Origin of the sequence: Sphingomonas metalli (assembly GCF_014641735.1) — a bacterium.
Classification (GTDB): Bacteria; Pseudomonadota; Alphaproteobacteria; order Sphingomonadales; family Sphingomonadaceae; genus Sphingomonas; species Sphingomonas metalli.
In genome coordinates, this window is record NZ_BMIH01000001.1 from 837013 (window position 1) to 851104 (window position 14092).

Here is a 14092-nt window from a genome sequence, read left to right on the forward strand (position 1 = left end):
ATTCGTGGAACAAATGCCCCGGTTCCGCCCTGAGTGCGGCGACCCCCCACTCCACCTCCCGTCATCCCAGCGAAGGCTGGGATCTCCCGGTTCCAGGGCGAGGCAGGAGCCGCGGGAGGCCCCAGCCTGCGCTGGGGCGACGATCGAGCAGATGGATCGAAGTCTAGAAAAATAGCTTCCGCACCGACACCCGCACCGTCCGCCCCAGCGGGTCGAGATAGGCGGGCTGGTATCCCACCGGCGTCGCACCCGTCGCATCGGTCACCTGCTGGCGCTGGTTGAAGACGTTGTCGACCGACAGCGACAGCCGCGCACCGCGCAGCCAGGGATGCGCGCGCACCCAGTCGAGCCGGCCGCCGAAATCGGCGAACAGCCGCACGCTCGCCGTCGTCAGCGATCCGAAGCGCAGCGATTGGGCGCTGGTCAGCCCGTTGACCTCGGTGGCCTGCCGCCAGTTGGCCGACAGCCGCGCCCCCAGCCCGTTATTGGTATAGCCCGCCTGCACCTCTACCGCGTTGCGCGGCTGTCCGCCCGAGGAGCCGATCGCGTCGCCGCGGAGCAGGTCGAGCACCGGCCCGCCTTCCGCCACCGTCACCCGGTTGGTGAAGACGACGGTATGATAGACCGCGAATTGCAGCCGTCCCCCGCCCTGCCCGCCGCCGCGCCCGCCAAAGCCGCCGCCGCCGAAACCGCCACCCCCGAAGCCGCGGCCACCGCCGCCCGGACCCCCACCGCCCGGACCCCCACCGCCCGGACCGCCACCCGGCCCGCCCTCGCCGCCACCGGGCCGTCCTTCGCGCGGCGAACCGTCACCACCCGGCCCTCCCGGACCGCGCCGGCCGCCCGGCGGCACGAGCCCGGCGAACGGGTTGGGCCCCGTCCCGGCACGGAAGGCCTCCAACTCGCGCTGGATGCGCGACTTCAGCGGCTTGGAGAAATTGATCCCCCAGCGCAGCTGCGACTGGTCGGTGCGCGCGAAATTGACCGCGCGCGTATCGATCCGCACCAGATCGCCGTCCTCGTTGCGCACGAACCGCCCCGGAAAGGACGCCTCGATCGCCGCCGTCGCGGCCGGAAACCCCGCGACCGGATTGTCGACCGCGGTGCGGACGTAATTGGCGGTCAGCACCAGGTCGCGCTGGTCCCAGGGCTTCAGCGTCAGCCCCAGCTTCTCGACATGCCGGTCGCTGGAGGTCAGCAGCGGGTTGCCGCCGGTGATCGTCGTCACCGTCGCGGTCGTGCCGCGGACATAGTCGAACACGCGCACGCCCGGCGTCACCACCGTCGCCGCGCCCAGCTGGCTGGCGCTCGGCGCCTGCTCCTCGTCGGTGACCGATCCGATCAGCCGCACCCCCTCGATCGGCGACCAGTTGAGCCCATAGCCCGTCTCGACCAGCGTGCCGAAGTCCGACAACCGGTCGATGCCGAGGTTGAGATTGGCGCTGAGCTGGCCCAGCGCCTCCAGCCCGCCGCGCGTGCGGTTGGCGATCGGCAGATCGAGATTGGCCTGCATGCTGGCGATGTCGCGGGCGATATCGGCATTCTGGACGATCCCCAGCCGCTCCGACCGGCTGGCGAAGTCGCTGGTGGTGGCGCCGATCCGCAGACTGGCATTGGCGCTGCCCGCCGGCAGGGAGAAGGGCGAACCGGTGACGAGGAAGTCGCCGCCCCCGACGCTCGACACCGATCGCGCGCGATTGACGTTGAGCGGGCCGAGCTGGGACGGGGTCAGCAGGCCGTTGGGATCGGCAGTCGGGTCGCCGGCATCGATCCGCGCCTGGAAACCGCTGGTATCGACTCCCGTCTGCGTCGCGGTGCGGGTCCGATCGCGGTCGTAATTGCCGGTGAAGGTCCAGCGCCAGTTGCTGCCGAAATCGCCGTTGATGCCGGCGCCCAGATGCACCGTCAGCTCGCTGCGGTCCTGGCCCAGCGGCGAGAAGCCCGCGCCATCGAGCAGGCGGCTGACCGTGCCGGCGCCCGTATCGAAACTCGCCACCGGCAGGCCGTAGGCGCCGTTCGTGTCGGTCGCCTCGACCCGCGCGTTGAAGCTGGCCGAGGTGCCGAGCAGCGGCCGGGCATAGACGGCGTTGGCGCTCAGCTGCCGGCTGGACGGTAGCAGCGTTCGATAGGCGCGCTGGTCGAAACCGGGTGCGGTGGGATCGTCGCTCGCCGCCGGGCGGATGTCGCGCTCCGCCTCGTAGAGTGCGGTCGCGCCCTCATATTCCAGATGGAGGTTCGCCCGCCCGTCGCGCTGGATGCGCAGCACGTCGAGATCCGCCTCGGGCAGATGCCGGCCGCCTTCGGTGGCAATGCGGTCTTCCAGCTCGGCGGTCACGGCGCGGAAGCGGCGGCGCAGCACGATGTTCACCACCCGGCTGTCGGCGCGATAGCCGTATTTCAGCGCGACCTCCTCGGGCAGGATCTCGACCCGCTGGATCGCCTCGGTCGGGATGTCGCGGATCTCCTGGAAGCCGGAGATGCGCTTGCCGTTGAGCAATACCACCGGCGCACCGCCACGTCCGCTGGTGGTCTGCGGCGCGAGTTCGGTGAGCAGGTCGTTGATCGAGCTGACGCCATAGGAGCGGATGTCCGCCGGGCTCAGCGTCTGGTCGGGCGGGATGTCGCCGATCACCGATCCCGGCTGGGTGCGCGAGCCGGTGACGACGATGTCGCCCGCCTCGTCGCCGGCATCCTCCTCGGCACTGCCGGCGCTCGGCGCATCGCGGGGCGCGGACGGCGCCGCTGCAGGCGGCTGTTGCGCCATCGCCGCGGTCGGCATCGCCACAGCCGCCATCCACCAGCCCAAACCGCGCATCGTCCTCTCCGCCCTGATCATGGCGAGCGGGTAACAGCCGAATGTCGCGAAAGTATGCCGCGGGGGTTTGATCTGGGTGAGGCAAGTCCTCCCCTCCCCTTCAGGGGAGGGGTTGGGGGTGGGGTGCCTCCGCAAACGCAACGACCGTGGAAGCGCCCCACCCCAACCCCTCCCCTGAAGGGGAGGGGCTTTGAGCCGTTACCGCGTGTACGCCTTCGGCAGCGCCCCGTCCGCGGGAGTGAGATACCGGTCGCGCAGCCGGTTCTGGCGCGAGCGCATCGGCTGGGGCTTGCCGTCGATCCACAGCCGCTCGGGCAGCGACGACAGCTCCAGCGGGTCGCCGCTCCACAGCACCACGTCCGCGCGCCGGCCGGGGCGGAGCGAGCCGATCTCGCCGCCGATGCCCATCACCTCGGCCGGGCCGGAGGTGATCGCCGCCAGCGCCTGCCCCCAGCTCAGCCCCGCCGCACCGGGGATCTTGCCGATCGCCACCAGATTGCCGGCGAACTGCTTGAGGTTGTGCTCGCCGCCGCTGCCGTCGAACAGCACGCCCACGGTCACACCCGCGCGCTGGAGCCGGCCGACATTGCTCTCGGTCGCGGCCAGCTGCTCGAACGAGGCGGGCAGGTCGGCGATCGCGGAGGCCATCACCGGCACCCGCGCCGCAGCGATCTCGCGCGCGACCATCCAGCCCTCGGCCGCGCCGGCCAGCACCAGCTTCAGCTTGGGATAGCGGCGCGGCAGGGTCAGGACCTGGCGGATATCGCTCGCCCGCTCGACATGGACGACCAGCGGCATGGTACCGTCGAGCACCGGCAGCAGCGCTTGCGCATCCGCCCGCTTCAGCAGCGCATCGCGCCCCCGCCCGTCGAAGGCGACCGGGTTGCGGCGATAGTCGGCCGCCTGTTCGAAGGCGTCGGCGAGCATGACATAGGCGGCCGGGCGGCTGCCGCCCGCCCGCTCGGCCCCGCCCTCGCCCAGCTCGACATATTGGAAGGCGCGCGGCCGGGTGACCGGCTGGGCATCGTCGCCCAGATCGATGATCGCGCCCTGCCCGGCGAAGATCGAGCCCGCCGCATCGGCCGAGACGATCGCCCGCGTCACGCCGCCCGCGCGCTCGTTGCCGATCACCACGCCATCGGGATTGATCGCCGTGGAGACGTCGATCGCCGCGTTGTATGGCGAATTGCGCGCGCTCGAATCATTGCTGTCGCTGACGCCCGAGGCATCGACCAGCCCCATGCTGCCGATTCCGGCGACGATGCCGGGCGACACCCATTTGCCGGTCGCGTCGATCGTCTCGGCCCCCGCGGGCACGGCAACGCCGCGGCCCGCTGCGACGATGCGGCCGTCGCGGATCACGACCGTGCCCCCTTCGACGGGCGCGGAGCCGTCGCCGATCGCGACGGTGCCGCCGGTGATCGCGATCGTCTGGGCGGCGGCGGGCGCGGCGATCAGCGCCGCGGCGGCGAGGAGCAGCGCCCTCACTTCACGTCTCCTTCGCCGGGCTGGCCGAGTTCAAAATCGCTGACCGGTCGCCGGTTGGGATCAGTCGCGTCGTAGAGCAGCGCGCCGTCGACCCAGACCTTTTCGGGGCGGGTATAGACGCTGAGCGGATCGCCGTTCCACAGCACCACATCGGCCATCTTGCCCGGCTTGAGGCTGCCGGTCCGATCCTCGATCCCCAGCGCCTTGGCGGGATTGTACGACAGCCAGCGCCACGCCGCCGCGTCGGAGATGTTCACGCCCGCGCGCCGCCCCGCCGCCAGCGCCTTGGCGACCTCCTGGTTGAGCCGCTGGATGCCGTTGGCGTCGTCCGAATGGATCATCGCGCAGGCCCCCTCCTTCTCGAGGAGCGCGAGATTGGCGCCGATCCCGTCATAGCTTTCCATCTTGAAGCCGTACCAGTCGGCCCACACCGCCGCGCAGGTGTCGTTCTGCTTCAGCAGATCGCCGATCTTGTACGCCTCGACCGCGTGGTGGAAGGCGGTGACCTTGTAGCCGAACTCCTTGGCCATATCCATGACGATGGCCATCTCGTCGGCGCGATAGCAGTGGTTCTGGACGCGGATCTCGCCCGCCAGCACGCCGCGCAGCGTATCCATCGCGATGTCGCGCTCGGGCGGATCGCCGCCCTCGTCCTCGTACCGATCCCATTTGCGCTTGTAGCTGACCGCGCGCGCCCAGGTGGCGCGATCGACCGCGATATTGCCCATGCGGGTCGCGGGCTTGCGGTTGCGGCCGCCATAGACGCGCTTGGGGTTCTCGCCGCACGCCATCTTCAGGCCATAGGGCGCGCCGGGGAACTTCATCGCCTGCATCGTGCGGGCATAGACGTTCTTGAGCACCACCGAACGGCCACCGAACAGATTGGCCGAGCCGGGCAGGATCTGCAGCGTCGTGACGCCGCCATTGGCCAGCGCGCGGCTGAAGCCCGGGTCCTGCGGCCAGACGCTGTGCTCCGCCCAGACGTCCGGCGTCACCGGATCGGTCGCCTCGTTTCCGTCCGACAGCGCCTGGACCGAGGGGCTGGGATAGTCGCCCAGATGGCTGTGGATGTCGATCACGCCCGGCGTCACCCACTTGCCGGTGCCGTCGATCACCGTGGCGCCCGCCGGCGCCTCCACCGTCTGGCCGAGCGCCACCACCTTGCCGTCGGCGAACAGCACCGACCCGCGATCGATCCGGCCGCCCTCGCCGTCATAGATGGTGACGTTGGTCACCAGCGTCGGCACGCCGGGATAGGCGTGATAGGTCGAGGGGAAGGGATCATGGGCATAGCCCTTGTCCCGCCCCGGGGCCGGGGCGCGGGCCTTGGCCGGCTGCGCGGAGGCGCTTTGCGGCCGACCGCCATCGCCCGCGCATCCCGCGAGCACCAGCGCGAGCGCCGTCGCGCCCGCCCAACCCCGTCGCGTCATCAAATCCCCCGTTTCCGCTGTCGTCGTGCCCGAGCCTACGACCGAAAAGCGATCCCGAACAAGGCCCGCGCCGCCGTTGCGCCGCGGTTTTCCGTCGCGACAGGGTTAACAAAGCAGAGCGTTAACCATTTTCTGTTCCGATGAGAGAAAAAGGCAATGATTTCAGCTGTTGATTGCAAGGCGGCCATCCCCGATCAGGACTTCATCAGCACAAATCGGAACAAGTTCTTTAAAGGGGTAGCCAGAATGAAGACGATCATCACCGCCGCCGCGGCCCTGACCGCCATCGCTGTTGCCGCGCCGGCCTCGGCGACCAGCTTTACTTTCAACACCACCACGGGCGGCACGCTGTCGGGTGGCGACACCTATGGCAACAGCCGCACCTACACCACCACGAGCGGCAAGGAATCGCTGAGCGTCAAGGCGACCGCCTGGACCGTCAACGACGGCAAGGTCACCTCGTCGAACCTGACCAGCTACAGCGCGGGTCTCGGCGCAATCGGCCGCAACGAGAGCGGCGCCTATGGCACGCACACCGTCGACAATCTCAACGGCGACGATTTCATCCTGCTCCAGTTCAGCCAGGCCGTGAACCTGGCCAGCGCGACGCTGAACGCCTACACCGTGGCGTCGAACTCGCTCGGCTATGCGATCAGCCAGTACTTCATCACGCCGGACAATGACTCCACGGTCAAGGTCGGCAACATCACCGGCGCGTGGAACCAGGCGCTGGCGCTGAACGGCATCAGCGAAAGCTCGCTCAACGGCATGTTCACCGGCACGCTGAACGTCACGAGCAACGGCGGCGCGACCCAGACCTTTTCGCTGAAGGGCGCCGGCAACCTGTGGATGATCGGCGCCTCGCAGGCGAACCCCGACTGTTTCGTCGACGGCTTCAAGCTGGCCGGCCTGTCGGTTTCGACCGTCGCCGCGGTGCCGGAACCGGCGACCTGGGCGATGATGCTGGTCGGCTTCGGCATGGTCGGCGCCGCCTCGCGCTACCGCCGCCGCGCCACCGCGGTGAAGGTCACCATGGCCTGATCCCATTCCCCTCCCCGCCACCCCGGGGAGGGGAAACCGGAGAAGGCGTCGCCGGCCCCCACCGGCGGCGCCTTTTCGTGCGTCAGCGCCCCTCGAACCGCGGCGGGCGCTTTTCGGCGAAGGCGCGGACCGCCTCGGCGAAGTCCTGCGTCCGGCCCGCGCGCGCCTGGTGATCGCGCTCGATCATCAGGGTTTCGTCGAGCGTCGCGGTGAGTGCGGCGGCGACCTGGCGGCGGATCAGCGACACCGCCACGGTCGGTCCTGCCGCCAGCCTCGCTGCGATCGCCTGCGCCTCGGCGAGGCAATCCTCATCCGCGGCGATGCGGGTGACGAGACCCGCCTGATGCGCCGCCTCCGCCGACAGCCGCTCGCCGAGCAGCGCCATCTCCAGCGCGCGCGCGCGGCCGACCGCCTGCGCCACCAGCCAGGTCGATCCCGCATCGGGCACCAGCCCGATATTGACGAAGGCGAGCAGGCCATAGGCGGATCGCGCCATGACCGTGATGTCGCCGAGCAGCGCCAGCCCCAGTCCCGCCCCCACGGCCGGGCCGTTGATCGCGGTGACGAGCGGCACGTCGAGCGCGGCGATGCGGCGGACGAGCGGATTGTAATAGCGGTCGAGCATCGCGCCGGTGTCGCGGATCGGCGGCTCGCCCCGGTCGGTCAGATCCGCGCCCGAGCAGAAGGCCCGGCCCGCCCCGGTCAGCACCAGCGCCCGCGCGCCGTCCGCCGCGGCGCGGTCGAGCCCGTCCTGCAGCTCCTCGAACAGCTGCGGCACCAGCGCGTTCATCCGGTCGGGACGGTTGAGCGTCAGCGTCGCGACGCGGTCGCCAAGGGCATAGTCGAGCGTCTGATAGGTCATGGTTATCCTCTCCACCCCCGGAATAGCGCGCCGCGACCGGCCTGCCTATCTCGCCGCGCCATCGGTCGGCGGGGTGGCATCGCCCCGCCCTGCAATGGCGGTCAGCGCCGTCGCCAGCGTCTGCAGGGCCGCGCTGTCGCCTGCCCGCGCCACCGCATCGGGCGCGATCGCAAGGCCGATCGTCCGCCGCGCCGCGAAGCCCTCCAACGGTACGATCGCGACGCCCAGCGCCGCATAGCTCGCCGGCATGACCGTGATCGCCAGCCCGGCGCGGACATAGGCGATGGCCCGATCCTCGCTCACCGTGCGCGCCGCCATGAACGGCCGCACGCCGCGGGCGGTGAAGAAGCGGCTGGTCTCCGCCAGCGCCTCGCACTGGCGCCGCACCAGCATGGCCTCGCCGGCCAGGTCGTCGGTGGTCAGGGCGGTCCGCGCCGCAAGGCGATGGCCGGGCGCCATCGCGATGCCATAGCCCTCGGCGAACAGCGGCGTCGCCTGCGCCACCCCGTCCACGCGCCCCAATATCGCATCGATCCGCCCGCGATCGAGCAGCGGCCGCAATTCGCTCGCCCGATGCTCGACGATCTCCAGCCGCTCGGACAGACCGGCGCGCATCACCGTGCCGAGCGCCTCTTCCAGCCACGCCGCGGGCAGCGTCGCGGTCACGCCCAGCCGGATCAGCCGCATGGCCCCGTCCGCCGGGCCGTTCGCCGTCTGCCGCTCCAGTTCGGCGAACTGCGCCTCGATCCGGCGCGCGACCGGCACCATGCGCGCGCCGGCCGGAGTCAGCTCGACCCGGCGGCTGGTGCGCAGGAACAGGGGCTCGCCGACCAGCTTCTCCAGCTTGCCGATCCCCACCGACAGGGTCGGCTGCGACACGCCGCATTGGCCCGCCGCGCGCGAGAAGCTGCCCTGCTCCACCACGGCGAGGAAATAGCGGATCAGGTAGCGGTCGATCATAGATGGGGTCTATGGATAGCCTTGCGGCTCCTGCCCTTCCACTCCCCTGTGGCGATCGGCTATCGCAGGGCAACGACATAAGGAGAGGCCCGATGGACGCCACGCTGGACTTCGCGCTGGGCGAGACGGCGGACATGATCCGCGAGACGACACGGCGCTTCGCCGCCGACCGGATCGCGCCGCTCGCCGCACGGATCGATGCGGAGGACTGGTTCCCCCGCCACGAACTGTGGCCGGCGATGGGCGAGCTGGGCCTGCATGGCATCACCGTGGACGAGGAATGGGGCGGCCTCGGCCTCGGCTATCTCGAACATGTCATCGCCTGCGAGGAGGTGAGCCGCGCCTCGGCGTCGATCGGCCTGTCCTATGGCGCGCATTCCAACCTCTGCATCAACCAGATCGGCCGCTGGGGCAGCGCGGCGCAGAAAGCGAAGTACCTGCCTCGCCTCGTCTCGGGCGAGCATGTCGGCAGCCTCGCCATGTCGGAAGTCTCGGCCGGGTCCGACGTCGTCTCGATGAAGCTCAAGGCGGAGCGGCAGGGCGACGCCTATATCCTCAACGGCACGAAGTTCTGGATCACCAATGCCCCCTATGCCGACGTCCTCGTCGTCTATGCCAAGACCCGCGAAGGCAGCCGCGGCATCACCACCTTCCTGATCGAGAAGGACATGCCGGGCTTCGCCATCGGGCAGAAGATCGACAAGATGGGGATGCGCGGTTCGCCCACCGCCGAGCTGGTCTTCACCGACTGCCGCGTCCCGGCGGAGAATGTGATGGGGCCGGAAAATGGCGGGGTCGGCGTGCTGATGAGCGGGCTGGACTATGAACGCACGGTGCTGGCGGGCATCCAGCTCGGCATCATGCAGGCCTGTCTCGACGTGGTGCTGCCTTACTTGCGCGAGCGCAAGCAGTTCGGCCAGCCGATCGGCGGGTTCCAGCTGATGCAGGCCAAGGTCGCCGACATGTATGTCGCGCTCAACTCGGCGCGCGCCTATGTCTATGCGGTCGCGCGGGCCTGCGATGCGGGCAAGACGACGCGCTTCGACGCGGCGGGCGCGATCCTGCTGGCGAGCGAGAATGCCTTCCGTGTGGCAGGAGAAGCGGTGCAGGCGCTGGGCGGGGCGGGCTATACCAAGGACTGGCCGGTGGAGCGGTTCCTGCGCGATGCCAAGCTGCTGGATATCGGCGCGGGGACGAACGAGATCCGGCGGATGCTGATCGGGCGGGAACTCGTCGGTGCAACCCAGCCGGTGGCGCAATGAGCGCGGCAAAGATCCTCCCCAGCTCGCTGGGGAGGGGGACCGCGCCCGCAGGGCGTGGTGGAGGGGGATCGCCGCGAGCGCTCCGCCTGCCGCTGCCCCCCTCCACCACCGCTTCGCGGCGGTCCCCCTCCCCGCTCGCGGGGAGGAGCTGATGTACGCAACCCTCGACACCCGCCTGTCGCGGGACGACGACAGCTTCCGCGCCAACGCCGCGCACAACCGCGCGCTCGCCGAGACGCTCCGCGCGCATGTCGCCCGCGCCGCTCTCGGCGGCGACGCGCGCGCCCGCGAGCGCCACGTCGCCCGCGGCAAGCTCCTCCCGCGCGACCGGGTGGAGCGACTGCTCGACCCCGGCGCACCGCTGCTGGAGATCGGCCAGCTCGCCGCCAACGGCCTCTACGACGATGCCGTGCCCGGCGCGGGCGTGATCGCGGGCATCGGGCGCGTCTCCGGGCGCGACTGCATGATCGTCGCCAATGATGCGACGGTGAAGGGCGGCACCTACTACCCCCTCACCGTCAAGAAGCATCTGCGCGCGCAGGAGATCGCGCGCGAGAACCGGCTGCCCTGCCTCTATCTGGTCGATTCGGGCGGCGCCAACCTGCCGCATCAGGCGGAGGTGTTCCCGGATCGCGATCATTTCGGCCGCATCTTCTTCAACCAGGCGCAGATGTCGGCCGAGGGGATCGCGCAGATCGCCTGCGTGATGGGCAGCTGCACCGCGGGCGGCGCCTATGTCCCCGCCATGTCGGACGAGACGGTGATCGTTCGCGGACAGGGCACGATCTTCCTCGCCGGCCCGCCGCTGGTGAAGGCCGCGACCGGCGAGGTGATCAGCGCCGAGGAGCTGGGCGGCGCGGACACGCATGGCCGCCGCTCGGGCGTGGTCGATCATGTCGCCGCCGACGACGACCACGCCCTATCGATCGTCCGCGACATCGTCGCCACCCTGCCTCCGCCGCTGGTGCAGCCGGTCAACACCGCCCCGCCCCTGCCGCCGCTCTTCCCGGCCGAGGACCTGTACGGCATCGTGCCCCAGGACGTGCGCGCGCCCTATGACGTGCATGAGGTGATCGCCCGGATCGTCGACGCCAGCCGCTTCCACGAGTTCAAGCCGCTCTATGGCACCACGCTCGTCTGCGGCTTTGCGCATATCCACGGCCTGCCGGTCGCGATACTCGCCAATAACGGCGTCCTCTTCTCCGAAAGTGCGCTGAAGGGCGCGCATTTCATCGAGCTCGCCTGCCAGCGCCGCGTGCCGCTCCTCTTCCTCCAGAACATCTCCGGCTTCATGGTCGGCGGCAAATACGAGGCGGAGGGGATCGCCAAGAACGGCGCGAAGCTGGTCACCGCCGTCGCCACCGCCTCCGTGCCCAAGATCACCGTGCTGATCGGCGGCAGCTTCGGCGCGGGCAATTACGGCATGTGCGGCCGCGCCTATTCGCCCCGCTTCCTGTTCAGCTGGCCGAATGCGCGGATCAGCGTGATGGGCGGCGAGCAGGCTGCCTCCGTCCTCGCCACCGTCCATCGCGACGCGGACAGCTGGACGCCCGAACAGGCCGAAGCCTTCAAGGCCCCGATCCGCGCGAAATATGAGGAGGAGGGCAATCCCCTCTACGCCACCGCGCGCCTGTGGGACGATGGCGTGATAGACCCGGTGCAGACCCGCGACGTGCTGGGCCTCGCGCTCGGCGCCTGCCTCAATGCCCCGATCCCGGAGGCGCCCCGGTTCGGGGTGTTCCGGATGTGAGCAAGGACGCGCCCATGATCGAATCGCTCCTCATCGCCAATCGCGGCGAGATCGCCTGCCGGATCATCCGCACCGCCCGCGCGCTCGGCATCCGCACCATCGCCGTCCATTCGGACGCCGACGCCGCCGCGCTGCACGTGCGCGAGGCGGACGAGGCGGTGCGGATCGGCCTCGCGCCCGCGCGCGAGAGCTATCTGGTCGCCGACGCGATCCTCGCCGCCGCGCGGGAAAGCGGCGCTGCGGCGATCCATCCCGGCTATGGCTTCCTGTCGGAGAATGCCGACTTCGCCGAGGCGGTGATCGCCGCCGGGCTGGTCTGGGTCGGCCCCGATCCCGCCAGCATCCGCGCCATGGGGCTGAAGGACGCGGCCAAGGAACGGATGATCGCCGCGGGCGTGCCCGTCACCCCCGGCTATCTGGGCGACGACCAGTCCGACGCGCGGCTGTTCGCGGAGGCGGAGGCGATCGGCTGGCCCGTCCTGATCAAGGCGGTGGCCGGTGGCGGCGGCAAGGGGATGCGCCGGGTCGATGCCGCGGCCGACTTCGCCGACGCGCTCGCCTCCTGCCGGCGCGAGGCGGCGGCGGCGTTCGGCGACGAGCGGGTGCTGCTGGAGAAGTACATCCTCTCGCCCCGCCATATCGAGGTACAGGTGTTCGGCGACCGGCACGGCCAGGTCGTCCACCTGTTCGAGCGCGACTGCTCGCTCCAGCGCCGCCACCAGAAGGTGATCGAGGAGGCCCCTGCCCCCGGCATGGACGACGCCACCCGCGCCGCGGTCTGCGAGGCGGCGGTGCGCGCCGCCCGCGCGGTCGACTATGTCGGCGCGGGCACGATCGAGTTCATCGCCGATGCCAGCACCGGCCTGTCCGCCGACTGCATCTGGTTCATGGAGATGAACACCCGGCTCCAGGTCGAGCATCCGGTCACCGAGGCGATTACCGGGGTCGATCTGGTCGAATGGCAGTTGCGCATCGCCGCGGGCGAGCCGCTGCCGCTGGCGCAGGAGGCGCTGGCGATCCACGGCCATGCGATCGAGGCGCGCCTCTATGCCGAGGACCCTGCGAAGGGCTTCCTCCCCTCGACCGGGACGCTCACGGCCTTTTCGCTGGGCGACGGCGTGCGCGTCGACAGCGGCGTGGAGGAAGGCGACGCCATCTCGCCCTGGTACGATCCGATGATCGCCAAGCTGATCGCGCATGGCGACACGCGCGAGGAGGCGCGCGCGGCGCTGGCCGGAGCGCTCGACGCGACCGTGGTCTGGCCGGTGCGCAGCAATGCCGGCTTCCTCGTCGAGGCGCTCGACCACCCCGATTTCGTCGCGGGCCGCGTCGATACCGGCCTGATCGCACGCGAGGGGGAGGCGCTGATGCCGCCCGCCCGGCCGAGCGAGGAGGCGCTGGGGGCCGCCGCGGCGCTGCTCGCCCCGCCGGGGCCGCTGTCCGGCTTCCGCCTCAACGCGCCGCGGCGCGCCGAGAGCCTGTTCCTGCTCGACGGTCAGCCGATCGGCATCGCGTCGGCGCGGCACGGTCACGCCGCCCGCACCCTGCCCGACGGCCGGCTGCTGGTAGCGGAGGGCGGGCAGAGCTGGGTCCTCTCGCCGTGGCGCGCCGATGGCGGAGCCGAGGGCGCGGGGAGCGACGGGGCGATCCTGTCGCCCATGCCCGGCCGCGTGATCGCGGTCGACGTCGCCGCCGGCCAGCCGGTAATTAAGGGCCAGCGGCTCGTCACCATCGAGGCGATGAAGATGGAACATGCGCTCACCGCGCCGTTCGACGGCACCGTCGCCGAGCTGCCCGTCGCCACCGGCGCGCAGGTGGCCGAGGGCGCGCTCTTGGTGCGCATCGCGACGGAGGATCAGTGATGGCGGGACGCGTCTTCGAGGACTGGCAGGTCGGCGACCGGATCGCGCACGAGATCCGCCGGACGGTGACCGAGACCGACAATCTCCTCTTCTCGACCATGACCCACAATCCCCAGCCGCTGCACATTGATGCGGAGGCGGCGCGGGCGAGCGAGTTCGGCCGGATCCTCGTCAACGGCACCTTCACCTTTGCGCTGATGGTCGGCCTGTCGGTGGCGGACACGACGCTCGGCGTGCTGGTCGCGAACCTCGGCTACGACAAGCTGGTGATGCCGAAACCGGTGTTCCTGGGCGACACGCTGCATGCGACGAGCGAGGTGGTGGAACTGCGCGAGAGCCGCTCGCGGCCCGAGGCGGGGCTGGTGACGTTCCGGCACGAGATGGGGAACCAGCGGGGGGAGATCGTCTGCCAGTGCCTGCGGACGGCGCTGGTGAAGCGGCGGGGGTGAGCGGCGGGCATCGCGCCTTTCCTCCGACTGGTCGGAGCCTGATCCACTCGACCGGAACCGTCGCCCCAGCGCAGGCTGGGGCCTCTTGCGGCTCTTGCTGCGCACCAAACGGGAGATCCCAGCCTTCGCTGGGATGACGCTGGCGGGACCAGAGCCAAATCCGCGCACGTCCC

At 70.5% G+C, this 14092-nt stretch carries 10 protein-coding genes; 5 read left to right on the forward strand and 5 right to left on the reverse strand.

Annotated features, from left to right (window positions below; genetic code table 11):
- Positions 1-163: 163 nt before the first annotated feature.
- From IEX18_RS04235 to IEX18_RS04245, 3 genes are all read right to left on the reverse strand, one after another.
- The gene (locus tag IEX18_RS04235; RefSeq protein ID WP_188657389.1) at positions 164-2815 is read right to left on the reverse strand and encodes a TonB-dependent receptor; all 2652 of its coding nucleotides are present in this window, start codon (positions 2813-2815) and stop codon (positions 164-166) included.
- A gap of 198 nt (positions 2816-3013) precedes the next feature.
- Positions 3014-4303 carry an amidohydrolase family protein gene (locus tag IEX18_RS04240; RefSeq protein WP_188657390.1) on the reverse strand — a complete coding sequence of 430 codons (1290 nt, stop codon included), beginning with the start codon at positions 4301-4303 and terminating at the stop codon, positions 3014-3016.
- Entirely contained in the window at positions 4300-5733 is a 1434-nt protein-coding gene (locus IEX18_RS04245) for an amidohydrolase (RefSeq protein ID WP_188657393.1), read from the reverse strand. The genes IEX18_RS04240 and IEX18_RS04245 overlap by 4 nt, the downstream gene beginning before the upstream one ends.
- A gap of 246 nt (positions 5734-5979) precedes the next feature.
- Between IEX18_RS04245 and IEX18_RS18530 the strand changes: the two genes are divergently transcribed.
- Positions 5980-6774: a PEPxxWA-CTERM sorting domain-containing protein gene (locus IEX18_RS18530; RefSeq protein WP_229664354.1), complete on the forward strand. Its 795-nt coding sequence runs from the start codon at positions 5980-5982 to the stop codon at positions 6772-6774.
- Between the two features lie 82 nt (positions 6775-6856).
- Here IEX18_RS18530 and IEX18_RS04255 read toward each other — a convergent pair whose 3' ends face one another.
- Positions 6857-7636 (reverse strand): enoyl-CoA hydratase-related protein, encoded by a 780-nt coding sequence (locus IEX18_RS04255; protein ID WP_188657394.1) that lies wholly within the window; start codon positions 7634-7636, stop codon positions 6857-6859.
- 45 nt (positions 7637-7681) lie between these two features.
- Complete coding sequence (locus IEX18_RS04260; protein WP_188657396.1) at positions 7682-8596, reverse strand: LysR family transcriptional regulator; 915 nt, start codon at positions 8594-8596, stop codon at positions 7682-7684.
- Between the two features lie 92 nt (positions 8597-8688).
- Here IEX18_RS04260 and IEX18_RS04265 point away from each other — a divergent pair, with 92 nt between their 5' ends.
- From IEX18_RS04265 to IEX18_RS04280, 4 genes are all read left to right on the forward strand, one after another.
- Positions 8689-9858: an isovaleryl-CoA dehydrogenase gene (locus IEX18_RS04265; protein WP_188657398.1), complete on the forward strand. Its 1170-nt coding sequence runs from the start codon at positions 8689-8691 to the stop codon at positions 9856-9858.
- Between the two features lie 151 nt (positions 9859-10009).
- Positions 10010-11608: a carboxyl transferase domain-containing protein gene (locus IEX18_RS04270; protein ID WP_188657400.1), complete on the forward strand. Its 1599-nt coding sequence runs from the start codon at positions 10010-10012 to the stop codon at positions 11606-11608.
- A gap of 14 nt (positions 11609-11622) precedes the next feature.
- A complete protein-coding gene (locus IEX18_RS04275) occupies positions 11623-13470 on the forward strand; it encodes an acetyl/propionyl/methylcrotonyl-CoA carboxylase subunit alpha (protein WP_188657403.1) in 1848 nt (615 codons plus the stop codon).
- Entirely contained in the window at positions 13470-13919 is a 450-nt protein-coding gene (locus tag IEX18_RS04280; protein WP_188657405.1) for a MaoC family dehydratase, read from the forward strand. Before IEX18_RS04275 ends, IEX18_RS04280 begins: the two co-directional genes overlap by 1 nt.
- The last annotated feature ends 173 nt before the right edge of the window (positions 13920-14092 follow it).

Bases quoted from the DNA above. Each gene is read 5' to 3' on its own strand.
- IEX18_RS04235 (WP_188657389.1), bottom strand. From the start codon at position 2,815: ATGCGCGGTTTGGGCTGGTGGATGGCGGCTGTGGCGATGCCGACCGCG.
- IEX18_RS04245 (WP_188657393.1), bottom strand. From the start codon at position 5,733: ATGACGCGACGGGGTTGGGCGGGCGCGACGGCGCTCGCGCTGGTGCTC.
- IEX18_RS18530 (WP_229664354.1), top strand. From the start codon at position 5,980: ATGAAGACGATCATCACCGCCGCCGCGGCCCTGACCGCCATCGCTGTT.
- IEX18_RS04255 (WP_188657394.1), bottom strand. From the start codon at position 7,636: ATGACCTATCAGACGCTCGACTATGCCCTTGGCGACCGCGTCGCGACG.
- IEX18_RS04260 (WP_188657396.1), bottom strand. From the start codon at position 8,596: ATGATCGACCGCTACCTGATCCGCTATTTCCTCGCCGTGGTGGAGCAG.
- IEX18_RS04265 (WP_188657398.1), top strand. From the start codon at position 8,689: ATGGACGCCACGCTGGACTTCGCGCTGGGCGAGACGGCGGACATGATC.
- IEX18_RS04270 (WP_188657400.1), top strand. From the start codon at position 10,010: ATGTACGCAACCCTCGACACCCGCCTGTCGCGGGACGACGACAGCTTC.
- IEX18_RS04275 (WP_188657403.1), top strand. From the start codon at position 11,623: ATGATCGAATCGCTCCTCATCGCCAATCGCGGCGAGATCGCCTGCCGG.
- IEX18_RS04280 (WP_188657405.1), top strand. From the start codon at position 13,470: ATGGCGGGACGCGTCTTCGAGGACTGGCAGGTCGGCGACCGGATCGCG.